We start from the raw sequence: 25,485 nt of genomic DNA, 5'->3' as shown, positions 1-25,485 counted from the left end.
ATTTTTATTTCTCCTATTTTCTACAACTTAACTTTTTTCCACATAAATTCTCCAATTGGAATTGCCAATATTAAAAACAATTTACTTTTGCTTTCTTGAAATATTTTTCTAAATTTATAGCCTGCTACTTTGCAAAATTTATAATAAACGGCATTATTTAAAATTTTCTGTTTAAGAGTCAACTTTTGAGAATTTATTTCATTATGATAAAGTGCCTGTCCTTTTGGATTTCGCAACAATAAATTATTGTATTTTGCAGTTAATCCGTCCTCCTGATATTCCTTTATTTCAATTTTCTCATTTACGTAAACCATCTTATATTTTTCACAAATTCTATTATAAACAACAGCTTCTGTAATAAACTTCTCATCTTCAAAAACTGGAAATTTGTATTTTTTTATAATTTCAGTTCTGAACATAAGCCCCTTATCGCCTTTAACCCTATATTTATTATAGATTTTAAATTGTGTAGAGATCATTTCCTTTTCTGGAAAACTAGAGCCGATAACTTCTCCATTTGGATAAGTTGACAAATATCCCATTCCAGCAATATCAGTATTTTTCTCATACTTTTTCCAATATTTTAAAATAGTTTCAAGTCCATTCTCCACATATTCATCATCTGAATCAAGGCATATAAAAAGTTCCCCATTTGCTTTTTCTGTAGCAAAGTTATAAGCTCGCTGCTTACCGCCATTTTCCTTAAAATAATATTTTATATCCAACTTCTTTTCACACAAAAATTCTTTTACTTTTTCTTTAGTCCCATCAGTAGAACCATCATCTACAATAAGCCATTCAAAATCTTTATAACTCTGCTTTTGAAGCGATTTATACAATTTTTTAAGTAGTTCCTTGCGATTAAAAGTCGGTGTAAAAACTGTAAATTTCATTTTCTAATTCCCCTTATTTTCCAAAAATTTAAAATTTATCGTTTCATAATTTTTCTTCTTATGCCATTCACAAGATTCGCAATTTTATTATATACTTCCTTATTTACAAGAAATTTTGTAACTATTGCCAAATATACTATTTTAAATCCAAATTTTACTATTGAAAGCTGATCATTTGACAAATAAAATATAATAGGATTTACAATAATTATAAAATAAAAAAATAATTTTTTATAATTAAATGAAATTTTGTATTTCTTTCTTATAATCAGCATTTCCATTATTGCTCTGAACAAAAAGGCAAGCAATGTTGTCCATGCTGCAATGATTGGGCCAATTTGAGGAAATTTTGGTATAAATATTATATTTCCAACCAAATTAAATATCATTGCAAACATTGTAAAATAAAAAATGTATATGCTGTCTTCGTGAAAATGGAAAAAATAATCAAGACAAAATAACGCCTGAATTACAATTCCAGCTAAAATTAATGACATATAATTAATTGCAGGATAATAACTTTTTGGAAATATTAATTTTATCCCCTCTGGAGCAAATAGCTGTGCAATTACACATGCAAAAGAAATAATTGCGATAAAATTTTCTACGCTTCTTGTTATCGTCGGGTTTGTTCTATCTTCCTTCATTGCCTCATAAAACTCTGGTGTCCAGCTATTCACAAAAGATCCCGTAACAACTGATAAAACTCTTCCACCAGTAAAAGCAAGTGTATATCCCCCAACTACCGCAAGAGAAACAAATTTTGCCAAAACAAGCCTGTCACTTAAATTTACAACTTGGTCTGTAAGTTCAATAAAAATAAGTGGTAATCCATTTCGCAGCGAATATTTCACATAATCAAAATTCAGCTTAAATCTAAATTTCCCAAAATAATCTTTAAAATAAAATAAGAATACTATAAGCAATGCAATTAAATTTGCAAACTGATTCCCAAAAACTCCCCATTTTAAATACTTTATAAAATAAATTGCCAGAATATAAGTAGTAAAAAGACTTATAACACTTCCTATTGCCACTTTCATATACATTCTCTTCATTCTGAACAAAGTAGTTGAAAGATTATTAAAAGCATTTGCTGTGGCAATTAAAATACTGACAATTATCAAGGGATAGTAACTTACTTTACTTAAATCTACAATGTATGAAAACAGCCTTTGAGCCACTGGCGTAAATAAAAAAATATACGTCAAAATATTAAAAACAACTATTATCAAAGTTGAAGAAAACATATAGCTTCCAAATTCATCTTCACTTTCCTTCAAATCCACATATTTTTTCATCTGAGCATTATACAGCCCTAATCCCAAAATCACTGTAAATAGTGAAGTAATCGGAGCTAATGTTCCTACAATCCCAAATTCCTCCTGTGTAAGCAATCTTGTTATTATTGGTAAAAATACAAACGAACCCATTTTTGTAACTAAATTCATAAGAGAATAAACCATTGTTCCCTTTAATAAATTTTTATTATCCATTCAATAATTCCCCTTCTTATCTTAATCCTATTAAATCGTGAATTCTTATAAGCCCTGTGACATTCCCATTTTCCACAACTGGCAGTACATTAATCTGACTTTTTCTATTTTCCATCAGATGAAGCGCATCAAGAGCCATCGCATCCTTTTCAATCGTTACTGGTGTAGAAATCATAATATCAGAAGCAACATAATCAAAAAATTTATCCTTATGCTCCAATGCACGCCGAATATCCCCTTCCGTTATAATTCCAAGCAATTTCCCATTTTCAAGACCTGTATCTGAAATACACACAGCTCCCAATTTTTTCTTAGTAAGAACCATTAGCACATTTTCAATTTTTTCATCCTTCCTTACAACTGGTAATTCATCTCCAATATGCATTAGATCAGAAACATGCAGCAATAAACGTTTTCCAAGGCTTCCACCTGGATGATATTTTGCAAAATCATTTTCAGTAAAGTTTTTCAGCTTCATAAGACAAGCGGCAAGGGCATCTCCTGTTACAAGTGTCGCCGTAGTCGAACTCATTGGAGCTTGCCCCAGCGGACACGCTTCCTTTTCAACTCCAACATTAACTGTAAGTTGTGCATATTTCCCCAATGTAGAATTGGGATTTCCAGTAAATGCAACGATTTTCCCGCCAATTTTTCTTATTGGTGCTAAAATACTCAATACTTCGTCAGAATTTCCACTATTCGAGATGGCAATTACCACATCTCCATTGCTAACCATTCCCAAATCACCGTGAAGTGCTTCTGCTGCATTTATAAATACAGCGGTTGTTCCAGTCGAAGCAAGCGTTGCTGAAATTTTTTTCCCAATTATTCCAGATTTTCCGATTCCAGTAATGATAACTTTGTTATTATTTTTAAGTTCTAAAATCATTAGAACCAATTTTTGAAAAGCATCTCCCAATTTATTTTTCAATTTTTCAAGTTCTATTATTTCAATATCAAATACATTTTTAGCTTCTTTTATAATATCTATTTCCATTTTTTATTTTTCTCCTTTTTTTGAATATATCAATATAAACAACAAAAAATTTTATTTTTTTACTTTATTTAATTCAATTTTATTTAATATTTTCTTTACTTCCTGACTTTTATCCTTATGACAGACAAGCAAAGCATCCTTTGTATTTACAATAACAATATTTTCAAGCCCAATTGTAGCAATAATTTTTTCATTTTCCTTATTAATCACAATATTTCCTTCAGATTCAATCTGCTCAAAATAATCAGACCGCACAACGTTACTGTCTTTATCCTTTGGAAAAATATCTTCAAGTGACTTAAAATTCCCAACATCATTCCAGTCAATATCAACAGGAATTACACTCACAGATTTAGTATGCTCCATCACTCCAAAATCTATCGAGATTTTTTCAAATTTTTCAAACTCATCTTTTACAAAATTACTCAATTTTTCTCCAAAAACTTGATCTAAATCCACATTTTCAAGCATTTTTTCAATATTTTCCAAAATCACTTTATGTGTTTCCATGTGTTTTTTTATTTCGTTTAAAATAAATTCCGTTTTCCATACGAACATTCCGCTGTTCCAAAGATAATTCCCCTGCTCAATATATTTTTCAGCTAATTCCTTATTTGGCTTTTCTCTAAATTTTTTCACTTTATACGATTCAAATTTTTCTTTAATTCCATTCTTTTCACAATCATTTTTTTTATTTTTCCTATCAATATACTCAATATATCCATATCCAGTTTCAGCATAAGTCGGCTTAACCCCAAGCGTAACAATCTTATTCTTTTCAGCCTCACAAAATGCAAATTTCAGGCTTTCCAAAAATTCCTTTTCTTTTTTTATTAAATGATCTGATGGTAAAACTGCCATAATGCTATTTTTATAAATTTTCCTAATAATGCAGGCTGCATATCCTATACAAGCCGCTGTATCTCGTGCCATTGGTTCAAAAATTATATTTCTGTCAGCAATTTCAGGCAATTCTTTTTTTATTATATCAAAATATTTAATATTTGTAGAAATGAATATTTTTTCTACTGGAATGATTTCTTTTATTCTGTCGATAGTTTCCTTAATCATTGTCTTTTCCGACACCAGATCCAAAAATTGCTTCGGCTTGTCATTTGTAGATAATGGCCAAAATCTTGTTCCACTTCCTCCAGCCATAATTAAAGCTACTTTATCCATATTTTTTCTCCTGTTCTTCTAATTAATTTCATTTATCTCATCATTTATCTCATGATAAGGGTTTGTAACCTCTTGCTAAATAGCATTTATCCTATTTAAAAGATTTAGTTACTTATTGACTTCCTTCATAACAAATTTGTTATTTAAATAGGAAAGAATATTACTCAAAATTCATATAACTATTAAATAAGTATAGTTAATTTTTCCTTTAAAAGTATAACACAATTTATCTGTTTTATCAAAAGGAATTATTTAGAAAAAAATTAGCAAAAAAAGTAATATTGTGATAAAATAAATTATATGAAAAACTTTTTAGAAAGGATTCAGATTATGCTAATAGATAAAGTGAAAAAAGTTAAAATTACTGATGATATTACGATTGGTAATGACAAGATTTTCTTGATTGCAGGACCTTGCGTGATTGAATCGGAAGATCTGGTTATGGAAGTGGCTGGGAAAATGAAAGAAATTACGGATGAACTGGGCATTCAATATGTTTTTAAGGCTTCATTTGACAAGGCTAACCGTTCTTCAATTTCATCTTTTAGAGGACCTGGACTTGAAAAAGGACTTGAAATTTTATCAAGAGTCAAGTCTAAATATGGCGTTGCTCTTGCGACTGATATTCACGAACCTTATCAATGTAAAGAAGCTGCAAAAGTAATTGACCTTTTACAAATTCCAGCTTTTTTATCACGGCAAACCGACTTGCTTGTTGCCGCAGCCAAAACAGGAAAAGCTGTAAATATTAAAAAAGGGCAGTTTTTAGCACCTTGGGATATGAAAAATGTTGTAAAAAAATTTCAGGAAGTTGGAAATGAGAATATAATGCTTTGCGAACGTGGAGCTTCATTTGGATACAATAATCTTGTTGTAGATATGCGTGGACTTTTGGAAATGAGAAAATTTGGATATCCAGTTATATTTGATGCAACACATTCGGTACAAATTCCAGGAGGAAGAGGTGAAACTTCAGGTGGTAACCGTGATTATGTTTATCCACTTGCAAGAGCGGCTGTATCTGTGGGAGTAGATGGGATTTTTGCTGAAGTACATCCCGATCCCGATAAAGGTCTATCTGATGGACCAAATATGCTAAAATTAGATAATATTGAAGAAATTTTAACAAAACTTTTGAAATATGATAAATTAACAAAAGAACTATAAAAAAATAAAAAATATAAACTTTAGGAGGAAAGATTTATGAGTTCAAAATTATTATTAACACCTGGGCCAACAAATATACCAGAAGAATATCTAGAAATTTTAGGAAATGACATTATTCATCACAGAACACCTGAATTTAGAAGAATTATGAAAGAAAACAATGAAAACTTGAAAAAAGTATTCAAGACAACACAAAATGATGTTGCTGTTCTAACTTCTTCTGGAACAGGTTCAATGGAAACTGCCATTGTAAACTTTTTCTCAAAGGGAGATAAAGTTTTAGCTGTAAATACTGGATATTTTGGTGACAGATTTAGAAAAATCGCAGAAATTTATGGCTTGAATGTAATTAATTTACAATATGAATTTGGAGAAAGCTATAAATTGGAAGATGTAAAAAAAGTTATTTCTGAAAATCCTGATTTAAAGGGAATTTTAGCTACTCATAGTGAAACTTCAGTTGGAATTTTAAATGACATAAAATCACTTGGAGATTTGACTAAAAATACTGAAATTTTATTAGTAGTTGACACAATTAGTGGACTTGTAGTAAATGAATTTAATTTTGATGAATGGCATGTTGACGTTGCAATAGCAGGAAGCCAAAAGGCATTTTTAATACCTCCAGGGTTAGCTTTTGTAGCAATTAGCGATAAGGCAAAAAAAGCGATGGAAACTTCTGATTTGCCAAAATATTACTTTGATTTAAAACAATATATTAAATATTTTGAAGAAAAAGGAGAAACACCTTATACTCCAGCAATTGCATTAATTTTAGCATTAAATCAATCATTGAAGGATTTAATCAAAAATGGAATTGAAAATACAATAAAACAAAAACACAACTTGAGAAAATATGTGGAAGAAAAAGCAGAAAAACTTGGATTTAAATTATTAGTTAAAAATGAAGAAAATAGAACAAATACATTAATTTCTGTTTACAGAGAAGGAATCGTAATAAAATCAATTATTGCCGCTCTTGAGGAAAAGGATTATACTGTTACAGGCGGAAAAGGAAAATATGCTGAAAGCCTTATGAGAATTGGTATTTTGGGACAAATTTCAAAAGAACAAATTGATGACTTCTTTGTTATCTTTGAAGAAGAATTAAAAAAACAATTATAAAATTTAAAAAATAGGGGCTTGTTTTTAAAAAAATCAGAAGCCCTTATTACATAATATTGAAAAGGAGCATAAATGAGACCATATTTATTTAAAATTGGAGGTTTTGAACTTAGAATTTACAGTTTGATGTATATTTTAGCTTTTCTTTTTGGAATGTTTATCGCACTTTCAGATGATGTTGCTGAAAAAAGAGGAGTTAATGATCGAAAAATTATTGAAGATTTTGCATTTACAACGATAGTATCAGGATTAATTGGAGCAAGGCTATATTATGTTATTTTTAAATTTGCCGATTATATTGGGAATCCTTTATCCATATTTTATATTTGGGAAGGCGGTCTTGCAATTCATGGCGGAATTATCGGAGCATTTATTGGTGCATGTTTTTATGCTAAAAAAAATAAAATGAATTTATGGGTGCTTACAGATATGGCTGTTGGACCTTTATTATTTGGACAATTTTTAGGAAGATTCGGAAACTTGGCAAATGGCGAAGTTCATGGAGTTCCTACATTTACTCCACTTAGCATAATTTTTTCAGGAAAATTCAATGAATGGTGGATAAAATACCAATCAATGAGCACTACTGCACAAGCTCAATTTAAGCAGCTTGTACCTTGGGGATTAGTTTTTCCGCTAAATACACCAGCTGGATCAGAATTTCCAAATTTGCCGTTACATCCTGCTATGCTTTACGAAGCATTTTTAAATTTAATTGGATTTACAATTCTTTGGTTTTATTTTAGAAAAAAAGAATATAATCCTGGAGTTTTATCAATGATTTATTTAATTATGTATGCGATTATAAGAACATTTGTAAGTACATTTAGAGCAGAAGATTTATTAATTTTTGGAATAAGACTCCCATATTTAATAAGTATAGTTATGATTGTTGTTGCGATTATCGGAATAAAATTCTTTAGCAATCCAGAAAGAAAATTTGTGCCTGCTAAAAGTGAGGAAAAATAATAAGTTATGCTAAATTACTTGTTAAATAAAAATTCATAAGAAAATAGTATTAAAATATACTCGAACCTATTCAAAATTAAGCTATTAAAAATCATATAAATTCAAGATTTGAGTTAGATTTTAAATTAGCTTTATTATACAAACTAAAAAACTGTCATTTTCATATTTATCAATGAATTTGACAGTTTTTTCAATATTTAATATTATTTTTTTATTTCATTAGATTATTTCTTAGTTTCAGAACGTCTTTTCCCACGGTTATCTGTTAAAGCATCAACTCCACCATTTTCATATTTTTTTACCCATGAATAAATTTGTTGATATGAAATTCCGAATTTACGAATAGTCAGATTATAGTCATAATTATTATTTTGACAAAATTCAACAGCTTCGACTTTAGCTTCAATAGTTTTTCTTACATGTTTTTTTAATGCCGATACTTTTCCGTGTTCATCTATACTTTTTCTATAGTCTCTAATCCAGTAATTCAATACACTTACAGATGCAATATCATATTTTTTACAAATTTCAAATAATGAACCTTCATTATTTAAATAGCTCTTAACAGCTTTTTCTTTAATTTCACGAGAGTAATGCCTATTTTTATCTTCAACTTTTATACTTTCTTCACCTATTTCAATATATTTTTTTTTCCATGTCATTAATGATGACTTTGCAACATTATATTCCTTTGATAATTCTTGAATAGTTCCCTTCCCCTCTAATATCATTTTTACGAGTTCAATTTTTAGCTCATTAGATACTTTCGATTTTCTTCCCATTAAATTACCCTTTCTAAATAAGATATATTCTTTTTTTACTTAAACTAAGTAATACACAGCAAAAAAGTGTGAAATACTTCCTAAAATTACAAAAATATGCCATATCATATGATTAAACTTACATATTTTCCATGAATAGAAAATTGTTCCAAGCGAATATAAAACTCCGCCTAAAATTAAATAAATCAGCGAAATTTGATTGATATTATTTATCAGATCATTCCAAGCAAATATAATCATCCATCCCATTATTAGATAAAGTAATGTTGAAAATAATTTAAATTTACCTGTAAAAAATGCTTTAAACACAATTCCTAAAACACAAACTATCCATTGAATCGTCAATACGATTTTATTTGTTGGAGAATTAACAACTAAATACAAAAATGGAGTATAAGAAGCGGCTATTAAAACATAAATTGCCGAATGGTCAAAAATTTCAAATATTGATTTGGCTGTCCCCTGCTTTAATCCGTGATATATGGATGACATTGTATACAAGACAATCAATCCAAAACCAAATGCCATAAAGGATATTATTGTTCCTGCATCATGCGTCCAGCTAGCACGTATCGTTAATATTATAAAAGCTAGTATTGATAATCCTGCTCCAACCGTATGGCTTACAAAATTAGCAATTTCCTCTCCATGTGAAAAATTCTCCGCTTGTTTATGTATTTCATTTAATATATAATTATTTTTCTTAGTTTTTTTATTCATATTTTCTCCCTCAAATACAAAAACATTTTTTAGCTATTTACAATACATAATCAAATTTTTCTGATATTATTTTTTATTAAATAAACTTAGAAATTAAGTAAAACAGTTATAACTTTTAAATTCAATTTAATAAGATGAATTACTATAAAATAAACTTTATATAGTAAATTTACATTATAATAATATCATATAAAGTTTAATAATGTATGTTTTTTTGCTTATAAACCAGTTACTGTTTTTTTTTTGTAAATATTAAAATTTTTTTGATTTAAAAATAATAAATTAAAATAAAATCAATACTCTTGTGAAATGCTTATATCCCTTTAGTTTAGAAGTAAAATTAACTTTCATAATTATTATAACAGATGTTTTAATTATATTCAACTAAAAATCTGACTATTATTAAATTTTTTTGTAATTTTAGTAAACTAAGAAAAGTGAGCCTTATAATTTTACCCACTTTTCATGACAATTATTTAAAATTGCTGACGATAAGATGCTCCATCGTATCTTAGTGTTGCAACATTCCTATCTCCATTTTTACTCCAAGATATTGGTATATCTATTGTTCTTCCTCTTACATTCACTCTAACTGATGAAGGCAGATTTTCTCCATCTTCTGGGACATAAATATTGCTTGCTGCTCTTACTAGCATTTCATGTGCTGATTCTGTTGGAACACTTACGCTAAAAGTTCTTTCTGCTGTATCTACTCCGGCTTTTGCCGTTGCAGTTAGTGTTACTCCTTTAGTTCCCCCGCCATAAAATTGCTTATTAACTCTTCCAGACGTTGAAAATATGCTTGAATTTGAAGAATGCCACCTTATCGTAACTGGAACACCATTTGAGGCAGTCATTGATTTCGGAAGATGACCTCCTTCAGAAACTGATAACTTACCTATGACTTCTTGAACAGCTTCGGAATTTTTAGGATCTGATTTTGCTTGTTGAATTTCATTATTATTTTGAACTTCATACTGCATTTGAATATTTCCTTCATTTTCAAGAATTTTTTTATCCATATTATATATTGCACTTTTAGATGAAATTTGATTTTTACCTTGGTAAGTTACGACATTTCCATTTAATTTTATTTTTTTGTCCTTCAGATAAATTGTAGCCTTATCAGCACTTGTATTAATCGCTCTAAACTGTGGCAATGTACTTACAATTTTTATGTTATTTCTAGCATATCCTTCCTGCTTATTCATATCCATATACAGATAATTTGCAGTCATCTTAGTGTTATTCTTAAAATCAACCATAACCTTATCTCTTGCAAGTATAAGGTTTCTTCTTGAATCCATCTCATTATATTGGGAATCTAATGTAATATCCTTATAAGTCATATGAACATTTTCCTTGATTTCACTACGTGTAATACTCATATTACTTCCATTTTTATGGGAAACAAAATAAACTTTTGCAGTATTTCCAATAAAATGGACTGCTTCTGATTCTACAAGTGGTCTTGGATCATTCACCAGATCTTTCACATTCCCCCGAATTTTACCTTTAACATGTCCATCAAATCTGAATTCCTTTTTCTCAAAACTTCCTTGTCCAATATCAGATGAAATTCTATCTCCTTGAACACTCGTCATTACCATTTTATTTGCAAAAATATCTTTTGAAATGGTGTTCATTTTACCATTTTCTCCGTGAACTGTAAAATTTTGTTTTTTTACATTAAAAGGTCCATTCATAACGGCATTTCCTGTAGGGAAAACATATACAAGGTTTGTTCCGTCCATTTTATAATCATCATAATTAGCAGTATAGTAATCATTTGTTGTCATAGTGTGTGTTTTTAAGTCATAAACTCCACTTTTGTAAGTTCCTGTTGTTTTTCTTGGCAAATAATTATAGGTACCATTTCCATCACCATTTATTATATTGGCAATTTTGTCGTAAAATACATGATCTCCTGTAATTATCATAGTTTTTCCCGTATATCTAACATGCCCTCTTCCATCAACTTGTTTCTTATCAACAAAATAAACAGCACTGTCACCTGTAATTACACTTTCTTTACTTTTATAAACAACATGTCCATTTCCATTAATTTGTTTTTTCTTGATGAAATAAACAGCACTATCTGCTGTAATTACACTTTCCTTTCCTGTATAAACAACATTTCCAAAACCTTCTACTCTTTCATCGTCACCATTCATATAATAATCTGCCTTTTGAGCATCCAGCTTGCTTTCAGGAGAAGTATAATGAACATTTCCTTCTGCATTTCCTATTTTATTAATATCATCATATCGCATTTTATCTGCCGTAAGGGTTCTTTTTGTCTTTTCTTCCTTATAAACAACATGCCCCTCTGCAAAACTTACCTTTGTTGGATCATTATACGTAATCTTATCCGCTGTCATAGTTTTCTTGTCTTTTTTATTATTATATCTTGCATGTCCTGTAGCTACAATCGTTTCAAATTTTGTCGTCGTTTCAACTTTATCTGCTTCAGAAACAGTGTCATCAAACGTATTTACGAGTTTTGTCTTTACTGGCGAATTTAACAGGTCGCCCTGTTTTTTATAATCTACACGTTCCGTATAAATTTCCCATTTTTTGTCTTTGGTTGTCCCAACGACTTTCTTCATTAACGAGACATCAAGTGTTTTAGTATTTACAACTCCTTCTTTTCCAGAAATTACCATCTGTTTTTTTACAAGATCTATAATCACATTTTTAAACTTAATGACTTCATCTCCTTCAGATCCGATCTGTTCATCTGCATAAACAATCGCTTCATCTTTTAACCTATACACAACTTTTTTTGCCTTCATATCTTTTTGTATCCTATTTATTATCTTTTTTCATATTTTCCTTTAATTCAAACAAAAATTTCATTGCATCCATCGGTGTAATATTATTTATATCATAACCTTCTATTTTATTCACAATTTCTTGCAAACTTTCCTTCTCCTCCTCAATTTGAGCCAATTTTTCCTCGTAAAACTGATTATTTTCAATATTTTCTAAATCATTTGCATTTTCAAATTCTTCAAAATCACTTTCAAATTCTGAGTTTCCTCCAAAAAGCGAAAGCTGGTGAACATCCACAGTCCTCTCAATCAGCTCCTTTTTCTGCTCCAGCCGTTTCAATATTTTCTTGCTTTCAACCAATATTTCTTTTGGAAGCCCCGCCAATTTTGCCACTTCAATACCATACGACTTATCTGCCCCGCCTTTTACAATATTTCGCAAAAACATTACTTTTCCCTGCTTTTCATCCACTTCTATCCGATAATTTACAATATGTGCAAATTTATTTTCCAAATCAGTAAGTTCGTGATAATGTGTTGCGAAAACTGTCTTAGCACCAATTTTATCGTGAATATACATTGAAATAGCAGTCGCAATGGAAACACCGTCGGTTGTGGAAGTTCCACGTCCAACTTCATCTAATATTATCAGGCTTTTTTCAGTCGCATTGTTTAGAATGTTGGAAACTTCGCTCATTTCCACCATAAATGTACTTTGCCCAGTCAAAATATCATCAGAAGCCCCAATTCGTGTCAAATATTTGTCTATAACTGATAAATTTGCTTTTTTAGCAGGGACAAAAGAGCCAATCTGAGCCATTATGGAAATTAATGCGATTTGCTTCATATACGTTGATTTTCCTGACATATTAGGTCCTGTTAGCACAACAAAGCTTTCTTTTTCAGTAAAAACTGTATCATTTGAAACATAATCCGTCCTTCCAATCAGTTTTTCCACAACTGGATGCCTTCCGCCTTCAATTTTAAAGGAATATTCCTCGTTCATTTCAGGTTTTGCATAATTATTTTCAATGGCACTTACAGCAAAAGATACCATTACATCAATGTATGCAATCCTTTCTGCAAGTTCGGACAAAATTTTTCGATGTTCCTTGAGTTTTCCACTAATTTCCTTGAACAAATGATACTCCAAATCTTCGATTTTTGCTTTGGAATTTATTATTGTATCCTCATATTTTTTCAGCTCAGGCGTAATGTACCTCTCTGAATTTGAAAGTGTCTGTTTTCTTATGTAATGTTCTGGCACCATATCCAAATTTGCTTTTGTAATTTCAATAAAATAACCAAAAACCTTGTTAAATTTTATTTTCATATTTCGAATTCCTGTTGCTTCCCTTTCACGCTGTTCAATATCCAGCAAAAAGTCCTTCCCAGAATTCATAATATTTCTAATTTCATCCAGTTCCGCATTGTATCCAGATTTTATAATTCCGCCTTCACGTACTGAAAATGGTGCATCTTCATTTATACTGTTGTCGATTATTTTATAACACTCAAACAAAATATTTGCATCAATATTCTTAAAAAAATCAGTATTTCCCAAAATTCTCATTATTTCAACAGCCGATTTTATCGTCTTTTTCAATGCCGTCAAATCTTTCCCATTTTCACTACCAAAGATTATTTTCCCCAAAAGCCGCTCCAAATCGTAAATATCTTCAAGTTTTTCCCTCAAATCCTCACGAATTAGAATATTATCAATAAAATACTGTACATCTTCCTGCCTTTTCCGGATTTTTTCAATATTTAAAAGTGGATTATTTATAAATCTTTTTAAAAGTCGTGTTCCCATCGAAGTTTTACACTCGTCCAGCACCCACAAAAGTGATCCGTAAACAATTTTTTCCCTCTGATTTTTCAATAGTTCCAGATTTCTGCTTGTAATCGCATTTATTTCAGCATAATTGGAAATATTTACAAACTCAATCTTTTCCACAGTCAGCTCATGCTCAACCTGCATAGTAGCCGCATAATCAAGTGCCATGGCTGCAGCCCCAATTATCCCTTTTTTATCCTTAATTCCATAACTTTCCAACGATACAATCTCAAAATAATCCATAAGATATTTTGCACTATCCCGAACCTTATTTATAAAAGTCACAACCGAATCATTCTTTTGTAAAAAATCATCTAACTTTTCCTTTATTTCTCCATAAAAATCCTCTGTAACAAGCACTTCCTTAGGCTCAATCTTATTAATCTCATTAAATAATTTTACAAAATCATCATCCTTTTCAACTTCCGTTACTTTAAACTCTCCAGTCGTTATATCAATATACGTAATTCCAAGTTTATTCTCGATTTTCAAAATACTCATCAAGTAATTATTGCTCTTGGCATCAAGTGCCTCCACATCCACAACTGTCCCCGGCGTTATAATCTTCACAACTTCTCGTTTTACAATTCCCTTTGCCATCTTCGGATCTTCTGTCTGCTCACAAATCGCAACTTTATACCCTTTTGAAACAAGTTTTGTAATATAGGAATCCGCCGAATGAAACGGAACTCCTGCAAGCGGTACATCTGCATTTTTTTCCTTATTCCTTGAAGTCAATGTAAGCCCCAGCTCTCGTGACACCTTTACCGCATCCTCAAAAAACATTTCATAAAAATCACCCAATCTAAAAAACAATATAGAGTCCTCAAAATTTGATTTTATCTCCTTATATTGCTTCATAAGTGGTGTATCTGCCATCGTTATTTTACCTCTGTTCTCTTTATTTTTTCGTTCTTAAATTTTATCATAGTTTATTTTCTTTTTCAATTTTTTAAAAAATTAATAAAAATTATCCCCTGCTTATTTCTTAGTGAACTACTCCCGCTTTTAGAAGCGGGAGCTTCTTGGGAAGTATCTGCTTTTGTTAGCCAAATATATTTACCAAGCTCTTTGAGTAGTTCCTACCCTGTCTTCTTTTATTTTCCTAATATTCTAACATCAATTTTCCAATGTTTTTTATATTCAATGCCGCATTGTAATCTCTATCAATTTCAATCCCACAGCACTCACATTTATAACTTCTTTCTGATAATTTCAATTTCTCTTTAACGTTTCCACATTTACTGCAAGTTTTCGACGATGGAAACCACTTATCTATCTTCAAAAATTGTTTCCCTAAAAACATCAGTTTATACTCAAGCATTCTCAAAAACATTCCCCATCCATTATCTCCTACACTTTTCCCAAAATTTAATGCCTGGCTCATCCCTTTCATATTCAAATCCTCAACAACCACAGCATTATACGTTTCGGACAATTTTTTTGATAATTTATGTAGAAAATCTCTTCGGCAATTTTTGATATACTCATGTAATTTTGATATTTTCATTTTTTGCTTATACCAATTTTTAGAAAATTTTACTTTTCTCGATAATGATTTTTGTAATTTCTTCAATTTTTTCTCCAACATCCTAAAATATCTTGGATAATCAGCTCTTTGGTTTTCAGAACTGACAAATAATTCAGATATTGAAAAATCAAGTCCAATTACTTTATCACTATTTGGCATTTTTTGAATTTCTTTTTCAAATTCTGTCAAAACAGAAACATAGTAATTTCCATTACTGTTTGTTAGTGTTACCGACTTTATTCTATAATTTTTTGGTATTTCTCTATGATATTTCAATTTAATTTTTTTTAATTTTGGCAAAATCAAATATTTGTTTTCCTCTATTTGTATCGAATTATTCACACAATTTGTCGTATAACTTTTAACACTATTCTTTTTAGATTTGAACCTCGGAAATTTCGCTCTCTTCTGAAAAAAATTCGTAAATGATCGTTTTACATTCAATTGAGCATTTGAAAGTGCTAGACTGTCTACTTCTTTTAGAAATTGATTTTCACTTTTCAAACTGGCAGGTGTAATTATTTTATTTTTTCCAGTTTCTTCATAAATTTTATTAGCTGTATACAAAATTATATTGTAAACAAAACGAACACATCCAAAAGTCTTATTTATCAATAATTCCTGATCTTTATTTGGATAAATCCTGTATTTGAATGCTAAATTATATTTCATGAAATTACACCTCCTTTTAATTTTGAATATTATTTTTTAATTATTTCTCTTCGATATTTTATACAAAAATTGTATCATAGGCATATCCTTTTTTTAATTTTTTTTACAAAAAAAGCAATTCATCTCCCACTTATAGAAGTCGGAGACTTCTTGCTATCTTTTTGTTAAAAATCTTCTTAAACCAATTTAAACTCAATTCTTCAATTTTATATTTTTTCCCATATTCTATCTTTTTTTCTAAATCTTAATTTAACAAGATCACTATTTGTATCTTCAAATCCATATGACTCTATTTCTACTATTGCTTCATCAATATCTACAAATTTAATCTTTATCAGAAATGAACCTTGAACCTGAAAATTTTTTCTGGTATTTTTTTTATCTTTTTATTCTTTATTTCTTTTTCAAAGTACTTTTTAAAATTTTCCACAATTAAGAATTCATTATTTTCTAGTTCTTTGTCTGTAATTTTCACATTTTCTGTTTTTTCAGTTTTTACTGTTAAACCAAAAGCATTGTTATTAATAAAAAAAACTTCTGATGAGTAACTTATTATATAAAACAATAAGAAAAATACCAATATTTTCCATTTAATTTTATTTTTTGAATACATTATTCTTTCTTCTCCAAATATTTTAAAATTATTTTGTAAACTCTCTCACAATTCCCCTTATCTACATACTTTAAAAACTTTTCTCTCAATTTATCAGACTTTTGCTTCATTTCCTTGTCATAATGAAAATTATTTTCAGAAATCTCAATAATTTCCTCTACACATTTTTCCACAATTTTAGCCTGTTTTCCAAACAAATCCTTATCTAAATCTACGTAAGAGCCAACTTTTTCTTCATATTCACGTTTATCAAACTGGAAGAAGATAATTGGCTTGTTTAGATAATAAAAGTCGTAGGCTACGCTTGAATAGTCTGTTATTAATAATTTTGATTTTTGCAGTTCCTCAGTTATATTTACTTCTTTCGGAAGTATTCTTATATTTTTTCCAAGTTTTATATTTCCAAAATTTTTTAAATGATCCTGCATTAATTGATGAATGTAGACATTCAATTTAATATTATTTTTTTCCAGATAATCATTTAATTTTTTATCTGTAATTAAATTTGAGATATTCTGAAAATATTTTGTATCTTCAAATTTTTGATTTTCTGATTTTAGCCAATTTCGCCAAGTTGGCATAAAAAATATTTGTTTTTCAGCGATTTCCAAATTATATAATTTGTCATATCTTGGATAACCTGTTATAACCGCTGTTTCTTTCGGCACTTCCCACCAGACTTCTGTTTTCACTTTTCTTTCAAATTCTGAGTCACAGATATTTAAATCATAGGATTTTACAAGTGCTTCTGCTACTTTTGCTGTTTTTGGATTCATTGCCTGTCGGACTTTAAAGCCTACTGTTCCATGATTCAGGAATACTTTGAATACTTTTTTATGAAATTTATTTATTAATGGTACTACAAACAGGTATGGGACAATGTCCGCAGAAATTGAGTGGGAAAATAATGCAACTTTTGCATTCATAAAATAAAGGTAGCTTTTTATACTTCCTTTTATCAGCTTTTCTCCTGGAATTTTTTTAGCAATTTTGGCATTTCTGTTTATCACCCAGTATACTTCCTCCTGCTGTTTTGACCGTAAATACTCATACATCGCACGTCCATTATCCACAAAAAGTTCTCCTGCGTTTCCGCCTACAAGCCAAATATTTCTATTTTTGAATTTTTCTTTGTTAAATGGATAAATGAGATAAGCTATTATCATATTTATCAAGCATTTTACCTTATCCATATTCTTCTCCTAATTTTTTACTTTATTTAATTTAAAAATTCTAATATATTTCCTTCAAATTTTATTTTTTTAGCAAAATTACTTATTGTATATGGTCTTATATCCAAATTTTCCTGATATTTTGTAAACCCACACATATATTTTGTATCTTCGTGTATATTTGGAGCAACGAAAATTGAAAATATATTTTCTTTCTTTGATTTTTCATTTAATTCTACTAAATGTCTAGTTATTGCAGGGATTTCTAGTATAGATTGCTGTCTATTTTTTATTAATGTAACTTCTACTAAAACATCTGATTTTTCATCATAAACTTCAATATCTGCTATTCCACCTTTTGCTGTAAATGTCGGATTTCCTTCATCGTCTATCGAATAATTCGGTTTTATTATTAAATTAGGATAATTTTTTATCAAAATTAAACTTGTTAAAAATTCTAAACGAGTTGGATTATCTATTAATTTTAGAAATTCATCCTTTGAATGTCTATTTTTTTCCAAACATTCCAATTCTTCAATAATTTTTTTATTTTCATATTTTTTGGCAAAATTATTTAATGCATTAATTTTTATATTTTCTTTCAATTCATAATTAACATTTTCTTCAATATTAATTACATTTAAATCCAGTTCTCCCATATATTTATAAAAATCATATTCTGTTTCATAAGTTTTAGATTCTGAATAATTTTTTATTATATATTCTATTTTATTCTTTTCTAATTCATTAATGTCAATAAATTTTCCTAACCCTCTTAACGAAAAAATTCCTGTTATTCTTAATTTTCTAATTAAATCATCAACAGATTCCTGTATAATTTGTTTTATTTTAAATCTTTTTTCATTTTCACTTTCTAATAATTCCAAACATCTTTCATAGACGACTTCATTACTTGCAGTATATCTATAAATTTTTCTAAAATTTTTTATATATTTATATAACTCATCGGAATCATTATTTCTCCAGCAAATTAGAAAAGGTAATTCTTTTCTAAAAATTCCTGCTCCATTTTCTTCTTTATCATTTTTCAATTTTTTCAAAACATTTAATAAAAGGGGAATCGGTGTACTTTTATTTAGATTTTTTCTATAAGGATTATCCACATTATACTTCATTAAAGCATTTAAAAATATTTTCTGTATCTTTTCTCCTGAATTGCTATTTTCATTCTCTAAATAAGCATCACAAAGCATATGTCCTGTTTTTGAAATTTCTATTGGTTTATCCATTTCATAATAAAGAAATCCAAATTCCTTTGATAATTTATACCAAGTGTCAAACCTACTATCCCACCCTTTTTCAAATCCTGCTTCTTGATGATTCTGTGGACTATTTTCTATAATTTCTTTTATTTCTTCTTTACTAAAAGAATTTGTATTATTTTTTAATATTTTTTTCAAATGTGGTATTCTTTTTATGTATTTTGGAGCATACAATTTATTTTTTATTAATTTTTCTACTATTTTCATAATAACTTCTTTTGTTAAAATTTTCCCTTCAAATTCTTTCAGATTTTCAATAAATGAAGCTATTCTTTCAGGATTTCTCATAGTTGTTGAAAACGATAATGGTTTTCTCTCTAATTTTCTCTTTCTCATAATTTGTTACATAAACCTCTCTTGAATTTATTTTTCTTGTATTATCAAAACGACTTATATAATTACTATTTACTTCGTATACTTTATATTTTTTCATCCAATCTAATAATATTTCATTTTTCTTATCTTTATGTATCACTAAATTGGAAAGCCCAAATTTAACATCTTGATTATCTATGTCTTCTAAAATTTGATATAGTTCTTCTTCATTTTTTTCATTCCATATTTTATTATACTCACTATTTGAAATTAAATATGGAGGATCTAAATATACAAAATCATTTTTCTCAAAATCACGGTTAATTAAGAATTCTTTGTAATCTTGATTAAAAAAGTTTAGATTATTTTTTTTAGAAAAATCAAAATAATTATTTAAGGCATTATACACATTTTTATTAAAATCCACATTTCCTACTGGTAAATTAAATTCTCCTTTTAAATTAAATCTTATCATATGATTAAAACCATAAATTAATAATAAATATAGCAATTCAAAATTTGATTTATTTTTATTATAATCTTCTCTCATTTTCATATAATTTTCTTTATTATATCTTGAATAATATGTTTTTATAAATTCTTTTTTTAATTCATCTGGTACAATTTTTCCTAAAAAAGAACAGGATAATCCATATTTTTTTATAGTTCTAAAAAGGCTTTCAAAAAATTTATCTTTACTTTCCCTAAAACTTTGTAAATAACAGTGTAATTGAATAACGTATTTATTTATATCATTTAAAAAAAAATTCTTTGCTTCTGTGTTTAAAAAACTGCTTCCACCACCAACAAAAGGTTCGTAGTAATTATTTATATTAACTGGAAATAATTTTTCTAACTGAGGCATTAGTTTATATTTATCACCAACATAAAAAAAAGGCGATCTAATTTTTGATTTCATTTATATTATTTTACCTCCGTTAAAAATAAAAATTCTTTATGAGCCTTAAAATCTGTTTTTCCTGCATTAAAAAACTTATATTCCTTTTCAAAAACTTTTGTTTCTCCAACCTCATTTAAAGATTTTGATATTTCTTCAAAACTAATTTTATTTTTTGAAGATGAACTTTTTGAATTATAAGTATTATTATATGTAACAGCAATATATTTACAATTTAATTTTTTTACTAAATCATCAAACACTTTTGGTGCATTACTCCTACAATAATCACTCATATTTTTTTCTTTTGGTTTTAATGCTACACCAAATAATTCTGGTTTTTCCCACTCAATTAAATTTTCAATTACATGATAAAATCTTGAATATTGTCGAGAATTATAAGGAGGATCTAAAAATACTATATCTGATGTTATTTTATTACCTAATTTATTTGCTTCTTCTCTAAAAATTTTTATATTTTTTCCTTTTGTGTCTAATGGCTTTATTAAATTAAAAAATAATAAGTCATCTTTTATAGATTTTTTTATGTATGCCTCATAATGCCCAACCGTGTTTGCAATCTTATCAATTGAATAAATAAGAGAAGATAATAAAATATTATATTCTTTTTCACTTATTTCTTTCTCTCTTTTTTTTGTTTCAATTTTCTCACGAATAAATCCTATTCTTCTTGCATCTCTTTTACCAAAATATTTATCTCCAAAATTTTTATCAAAATAATTCTCTTCTAAATCTTCATATTTGCAACTATTTATATCTACTGCTATTTTTTCTAATTTCTTTTTATCATAATCTTCATTTCCAAAAAATGCTTTATAAATAACATTATTTGAAAATAAAAAATCATTAATTATAATCTCATCATAATAATTTAAAGCTTCTTTTGATACTGAACCAGTACCTGAAAAAATATCAAAAAAAGAACTTCCAATTGTATTTTCTCTTATTTTTTCAAAAATCCATTCCAACAACTTACTTTTATTTCCAATATATCTTCTATTATTTATGTTAAATTTCTCCATTTTTCTCCTAAATTTCTATTTTAGCTCATAATGTTTGTATCCTATTTTTCTACCCTTCATCACAACTCTATGATATGCCCTGTTTCTTGTAACAATCATTCCAACAAAACTTCTAAATTGCCGCTTCCAGTATTTCAGAATATAAAATCTGTTTTTTCTACCCTTAACTTCCTTTTTTACTAATGCTCCAAATCCCAAAGCATATTTATATGCACGATCCAAATCGCTGTAGTTTCCTTTTTTAGCTGGATGAAAAATTATGTCGTTTGCAAAATATCTTCCCTTGTAGCCTTTATGAAGTAATGTAAGCACATAGTCAGTTTCTTCTCCACTTCCAAAAGTAGCACCAACTCCCAAATTTTCATCAAATAAAATAATATCATCTTTTTTATAATTTACAAAAAAAGTTATAGATTTCACTGTTTTATCTACATTATCTTTAGTTATTTCCATGTCTTTTTTTTCCATAACACCTGTTCCATAAGTTTTCCCACGTTCAAGTGTACGACACGAATAAATCCGATAATTTTTTTTTCTTTCAAAAAAAGCAACAACTTTTTCCAACGTATCAGGCTGATACTCACAGTCATCATCGGGAAATCCCACAATTTCCCCTTCCATAAGTACAAGCCCTCTATTTCTGTTTAAACTCAGCCCCTTTTCATCGCTTTTTGCATATTTTATCTTAAATTCCTCTTCGTAATCTTTCACAATTTCAAAAGCTTCATTTCCTTCATTCTGATCCACTACAATTAACTCAAAATCTTTATAAGTCTGTGTTCTCAAACTTTTCAAAAATAATTCAAGTTCAGTTGTAACATTAATTGTTGGCATTACAAGGGAAACCTTCATACTTCATACCTCCTTTTATTTTTTTTCTATCCCAATTTTTTTATTTTATATCCACAGTTGTTATATATGGAAGATGATCCGACAATTTTGTCCAGTCTTGAGTTGCATCATTGATAAAATAACTTGACTTCACCTTCCATTTTTTTGACTGACTTCCAAAAATATAGTCAATTCTTGGATCTGAAAGTGATCTTGCTCCACTAAAATTAGCTTCCATATATGTATCTCTCCAGTCCTTTGTCATTTGTCCATAATATTTTGTTGATGGCAAAAAATTAAAATCTCCGCTTATAAATTTTATATCATCTTTATCAAAAAATTTTGTAAGTAAATCAAGTGATTCCATTTCCTCAGGTTTTATACTTGGCTTAAAGTCTAAATGTGTATTCATAACTAAAACCTTTTTACCAAAAGTCTTTTTAGAAAGTTCTGCAACTACAAGCTGTCTTCTTTCCTCACCTTCTGATGGCAATTCATAAGTGTATATTTTCTCAAGCGGATATTTTGAGATAAATGAAATTCCATATTCCCCGCCATCATAATCTCTAGATTTTTTGAAAAAATAATAATCATATCCCAAGACTTTTGCAATATCAGACGTTACATCCCTAAAATTGCTTCTCTTTGTAAATTTATCAACTTCCTGAAGTGATATAAAATCAGGTGCATACGGCTTTATGCTTTCTCCCAATTTCTGTCCGTTTGTAAGCCTTGCCCCATAAATATTATACGTCATCATCTTAAATTCCTTCGCCCAGCTAACAGTCGCCCCACAAATCATAAGCGGCAATAATACTTTTTTTAATTTGCTCATTTTTCTCTTGTTTCTCCTAATCCTTTGTTTATTGTATAAATATTTCATTCCATTATATCACTTTTTTTAGTATCTACCAACTTTATTTTTTCCTTTGTCTTTTATTTACGCTTTTCCTTCAAATAATACCTAGCAATTATCCTGGCTCGCTTCATTAATTTTTTTACTCCCGACAAATGCTTCGCTTCCAAAAACAGCCTCGCCTTCAAACTACTCCAGCTGTCATTCCACCAATGAATTCCGTATGTTTCAGGCTTTATACAATCATCTGTATATTTTTCATGAAATCCGTAAGGATAAAAATATTCTTTTGGAAAAATAACTATCTTTCCATCTTTCAACAAATTTTCCCTTTTTCCGCTCAAATTATACTTTTTCTCAAAAATATACGTAAATATTTTTGGAATCGTCCAAACTGGCTTTTCCCAAATCTCTTTTTCATAAAACTCTTTAATATCCTTCAGCACTTCATTGTGTTTTGATGTTCCAAAAATCCCAACGCTTATGTGCTTTTCATCTTCATAACCTATAAAAAAATCCATTTTTTTTAATTTCTCATTTTTTGGATTTTTAAAAAAAGAATCTTTTTCTTCTAAAATCAGTGTCAAATTTTTAATTATTTCCATATCCGTATCAACATAAATTCCCGAATTTTCATACATAAAATGCACTCTCATATAATCTGAAACATAAGCCCAAAGCCTTCTTTCATAACATTCACGGAAAAATCTATTTTTCGAAAGATGTTTTTCCATGTCAAAATTTTTCTCATTTATCTCTATAATTTCAAAATCAGGCAAATTCTTTTTCCAAGATTCCAAACATTTATAGAAAATATCAGGCTTTTTGGCATTTCCAACCCAGACATAATATATTTTTTTTTCTATCATCATTTTCTCCTATTTTTCACCTTTTTCTATAATCATCATATACTTTTTCATCGGATTTTCAGTAATATTCACAACTTTAAATCCCACTTTCTCATACAATTTCTTTGCCCCCACATTATAATCAAACACATTCAAAGTAATAGAATTTACATTCTTTTCTTGAAAAATCAAATTTATAAATTCCAACAAAGCCCTTTTTCCAAGTCCTTTTCCAGTAAGTTCAGGATTAATCAAAAATCGCCCAATATGGATATTATTCATTTCTTTTCGTATTTTCTGAATAATCCCCACAAATTCATTTTTACAAAAAATCGAGTAAATATCCTTCAAATCATCAATTTGGCTTTCTGTAAGCGGAAAATCAAGGCTTTTTCCAGCCCACTGTTCAAGAAAGTCCTTTCCCTTTTCATTAGTCCATTTGACTATATCATTTTTATTATTGTCATTTATTCCGCCTATTATTTCTATATTTTCTACTTCCATCAATATTAAACTCCTATTTTTCTACACCAACTCATATTCAATTTCATTCACAATACAAAATTTTATTATTTCTTCATAAAGACTTTCATAATTTTCATTTATCCTGAAATTTTTAAATTCTAAATCTGAAGATAATATCAAAGTATAAATTCTTCTTCCGTCATTTTCAAAAATTTTTAATGTCCTGTATCCAAACAATTTTAACTTTTCAGATTGAGTCTGCAGACTTGTAAACATCAGTTTTTGAATGTCATACTTGCTGTATTCTGTATTATCAATGCTTATAATATCAGCAGATATTCTTATATTTTCAGGTGTATATAACTTCATTCTAATAAAGAAAACAATCTTAAAAATTAAAAGTAGCAAATAAATAATTATAAAAAGAATTATCATATATGTATTGCTTGAAAAAACTATTATTCCTACTATTAACGGAATCATATTAAAAACACAGCTTATAAAAATTTCTTTTCGTTTTTTCACAATTAATTCTTTTTTTTGAATTTTAAATGCCTTATCTCTAACTTTTGATTTTTTATACCAAATCTCATAAATAGCTTTTTCAAAGTTTAACATTCCTTTAGTTCCTAGTAAATAAATTGGTATTTCATAATCATTTATTGATAAATATTTTATTCTATATCTCTGTTTAGAAGTACCTTTTTCTTTATCATATATTTTAATATTATGCCTTCCTATCTCTGCACGATAACATTCTTTTCGCTTTTTATAATAAATCAAAGTATTTCCAAGTATTACAATTTTTTTATTATATATAAAAATTAACTGATATAACAAAAATACTGTAATTGGAAACATTACTATCAAAGAAACTACCAAAATCACTCTATAATTTGTAAGTAAAGGAACATTGAGAAGCATCATCATTGCATATATACTTGGAATAATTCCTAACAGTTTTAACTTCTCTATCCACGACATTTTAAATACTTGCTCTTTTTTGCCCAACTTCACTC

At 28.4% G+C, this 25,485-nt stretch carries 22 protein-coding genes; 3 read left to right on the top strand and 19 right to left on the bottom strand.

Annotated elements, in window-relative coordinates:
- Window positions 1-20: 20 nt before the first annotated feature.
- The 4 genes from F1564_RS01975 to F1564_RS01960 are packed head-to-tail and all read right to left on the bottom strand — an operon-like array spanning window position 21 to window position 4,565.
- On the bottom strand, window positions 21-893 hold the full coding sequence (locus F1564_RS01975) for a glycosyltransferase family 2 protein (protein WP_018450858.1): 873 nt from the start codon (window positions 891-893) through the stop codon (window positions 21-23).
- Window positions 894-928: 35 nt separating this feature from the next.
- Window positions 929-2,389, bottom strand: a complete 1,461-nt coding sequence (locus F1564_RS01970) for an oligosaccharide flippase family protein (protein ID WP_018450859.1) — start codon at window positions 2,387-2,389, stop codon at window positions 929-931.
- Window positions 2,390-2,405: 16 nt separating this feature from the next.
- Window positions 2,406-3,386, bottom strand: a complete 981-nt coding sequence (locus F1564_RS01965) for a KpsF/GutQ family sugar-phosphate isomerase (RefSeq protein WP_018450860.1) — start codon at window positions 3,384-3,386, stop codon at window positions 2,406-2,408.
- A gap of 51 nt (window positions 3,387-3,437) precedes the next feature.
- Window positions 3,438-4,565: a mannose-1-phosphate guanylyltransferase gene (locus tag F1564_RS01960; RefSeq protein ID WP_018450861.1), complete on the bottom strand. Its 1,128-nt coding sequence runs from the start codon at window positions 4,563-4,565 to the stop codon at window positions 3,438-3,440.
- A gap of 330 nt (window positions 4,566-4,895) precedes the next feature.
- On the opposite strand from F1564_RS01960, the gene kdsA reads away from it, so the two are divergent.
- The 3 genes from kdsA (at window position 4,896) to lgt (ending at window position 7,826) form a co-directional block, all read left to right on the top strand.
- Complete coding sequence (kdsA, locus tag F1564_RS01955; RefSeq protein ID WP_018450862.1) at window positions 4,896-5,732, top strand: 3-deoxy-8-phosphooctulonate synthase; 837 nt, start codon at window positions 4,896-4,898, stop codon at window positions 5,730-5,732.
- 36 nt (window positions 5,733-5,768) lie between these two features.
- Window positions 5,769-6,857, top strand: coding sequence for a pyridoxal-phosphate-dependent aminotransferase family protein (locus F1564_RS01950; RefSeq protein WP_018450863.1), 1,089 nt, complete (start codon window positions 5,769-5,771; stop codon window positions 6,855-6,857).
- 72 nt (window positions 6,858-6,929) lie between these two features.
- Window positions 6,930-7,826, top strand: coding sequence for a prolipoprotein diacylglyceryl transferase (gene lgt / locus F1564_RS01945; RefSeq protein ID WP_018450864.1), 897 nt, complete (start codon window positions 6,930-6,932; stop codon window positions 7,824-7,826).
- A gap of 224 nt (window positions 7,827-8,050) precedes the next feature.
- On the opposite strand, the gene F1564_RS01940 is transcribed toward lgt, so the two are convergent.
- The 15 genes from F1564_RS01940 to F1564_RS01865 all read right to left on the bottom strand — a co-directional run bounded on the left by F1564_RS01940 (window position 8,051) and on the right by F1564_RS01865 (window position 25,483).
- A complete protein-coding gene (locus tag F1564_RS01940; RefSeq protein WP_018450865.1) occupies window positions 8,051-8,608 on the bottom strand; it encodes a helix-turn-helix domain-containing protein in 558 nt (185 codons plus the stop codon).
- A 39-nt stretch (window positions 8,609-8,647) separates the two neighbouring features.
- Window positions 8,648-9,328, bottom strand: coding sequence for a PAQR family membrane homeostasis protein TrhA (gene trhA / locus F1564_RS01935; protein ID WP_018450866.1), 681 nt, complete (start codon window positions 9,326-9,328; stop codon window positions 8,648-8,650).
- Window positions 9,329-9,804: 476 nt separating this feature from the next.
- The gene (locus F1564_RS01930; protein WP_232053386.1) at window positions 9,805-12,123 is read right to left on the bottom strand and encodes an LptA/OstA family protein; all 2,319 of its coding nucleotides are present in this window, start codon (window positions 12,121-12,123) and stop codon (window positions 9,805-9,807) included.
- Between the two features lie 13 nt (window positions 12,124-12,136).
- On the bottom strand, window positions 12,137-14,818 hold the full coding sequence (gene mutS / locus F1564_RS01925; RefSeq protein WP_018450868.1) for a DNA mismatch repair protein MutS: 2,682 nt from the start codon (window positions 14,816-14,818) through the stop codon (window positions 12,137-12,139).
- A gap of 226 nt (window positions 14,819-15,044) precedes the next feature.
- The gene (locus F1564_RS01915; RefSeq protein WP_018450869.1) at window positions 15,045-16,142 is read right to left on the bottom strand and encodes an RNA-guided endonuclease TnpB family protein; all 1,098 of its coding nucleotides are present in this window, start codon (window positions 16,140-16,142) and stop codon (window positions 15,045-15,047) included.
- 334 nt (window positions 16,143-16,476) lie between these two features.
- Window positions 16,477-16,755, bottom strand: coding sequence for a hypothetical protein (locus F1564_RS01910; protein WP_018450870.1), 279 nt, complete (start codon window positions 16,753-16,755; stop codon window positions 16,477-16,479).
- Entirely contained in the window at window positions 16,755-17,948 is a 1,194-nt protein-coding gene (locus tag F1564_RS01905) for a CDP-glycerol--glycerophosphate glycerophosphotransferase (RefSeq protein WP_018450871.1), read from the bottom strand. Before F1564_RS01905 ends, F1564_RS01910 begins: the two co-directional genes overlap by 1 nt.
- A 26-nt stretch (window positions 17,949-17,974) precedes the next feature.
- Window positions 17,975-19,546 carry an AlwI family type II restriction endonuclease gene (locus tag F1564_RS01900; protein ID WP_018450872.1) on the bottom strand — a complete coding sequence of 524 codons (1,572 nt, stop codon included), beginning with the start codon at window positions 19,544-19,546 and terminating at the stop codon, window positions 17,975-17,977.
- Window positions 19,485-20,444 (bottom strand): DNA adenine methylase, encoded by a 960-nt coding sequence (locus F1564_RS01895; RefSeq protein ID WP_018450873.1) that lies wholly within the window; start codon window positions 20,442-20,444, stop codon window positions 19,485-19,487. The genes F1564_RS01900 and F1564_RS01895 overlap by 62 nt, the downstream gene beginning before the upstream one ends.
- A 5-nt stretch (window positions 20,445-20,449) precedes the next feature.
- Complete coding sequence (locus tag F1564_RS01890; protein WP_018450874.1) at window positions 20,450-21,466, bottom strand: DNA adenine methylase; 1,017 nt, start codon at window positions 21,464-21,466, stop codon at window positions 20,450-20,452.
- Between the two features lie 15 nt (window positions 21,467-21,481).
- Window positions 21,482-22,318 carry a glycosyltransferase family 2 protein gene (locus tag F1564_RS01885; RefSeq protein WP_018450875.1) on the bottom strand — a complete coding sequence of 279 codons (837 nt, stop codon included), beginning with the start codon at window positions 22,316-22,318 and terminating at the stop codon, window positions 21,482-21,484.
- A 40-nt stretch (window positions 22,319-22,358) separates the two neighbouring features.
- A complete protein-coding gene (locus tag F1564_RS01880; RefSeq protein WP_018450876.1) occupies window positions 22,359-23,132 on the bottom strand; it encodes an endonuclease/exonuclease/phosphatase family protein in 774 nt (257 codons plus the stop codon).
- A 101-nt stretch (window positions 23,133-23,233) separates the two neighbouring features.
- On the bottom strand, window positions 23,234-24,022 hold the full coding sequence (locus tag F1564_RS01875) for a glycosyltransferase family 32 protein (protein WP_018450877.1): 789 nt from the start codon (window positions 24,020-24,022) through the stop codon (window positions 23,234-23,236).
- Window positions 24,023-24,031: 9 nt separating this feature from the next.
- The gene (locus F1564_RS01870; protein ID WP_018450878.1) at window positions 24,032-24,505 is read right to left on the bottom strand and encodes a GNAT family N-acetyltransferase; all 474 of its coding nucleotides are present in this window, start codon (window positions 24,503-24,505) and stop codon (window positions 24,032-24,034) included.
- Window positions 24,506-24,526: 21 nt separating this feature from the next.
- Window positions 24,527-25,483, bottom strand: coding sequence for a hypothetical protein (locus F1564_RS01865; protein ID WP_026231265.1), 957 nt, complete (start codon window positions 25,481-25,483; stop codon window positions 24,527-24,529).
- Between the last annotated feature and the right edge of the window lie 2 nt (window positions 25,484-25,485).

This window comes from Leptotrichia shahii, assembly GCF_008327825.1.
GTDB lineage: Bacteria > Fusobacteriota > Fusobacteriia > Fusobacteriales > Leptotrichiaceae > Leptotrichia > Leptotrichia shahii.
This window is presented reverse-complemented; position numbering and strand designations above follow the sequence as displayed.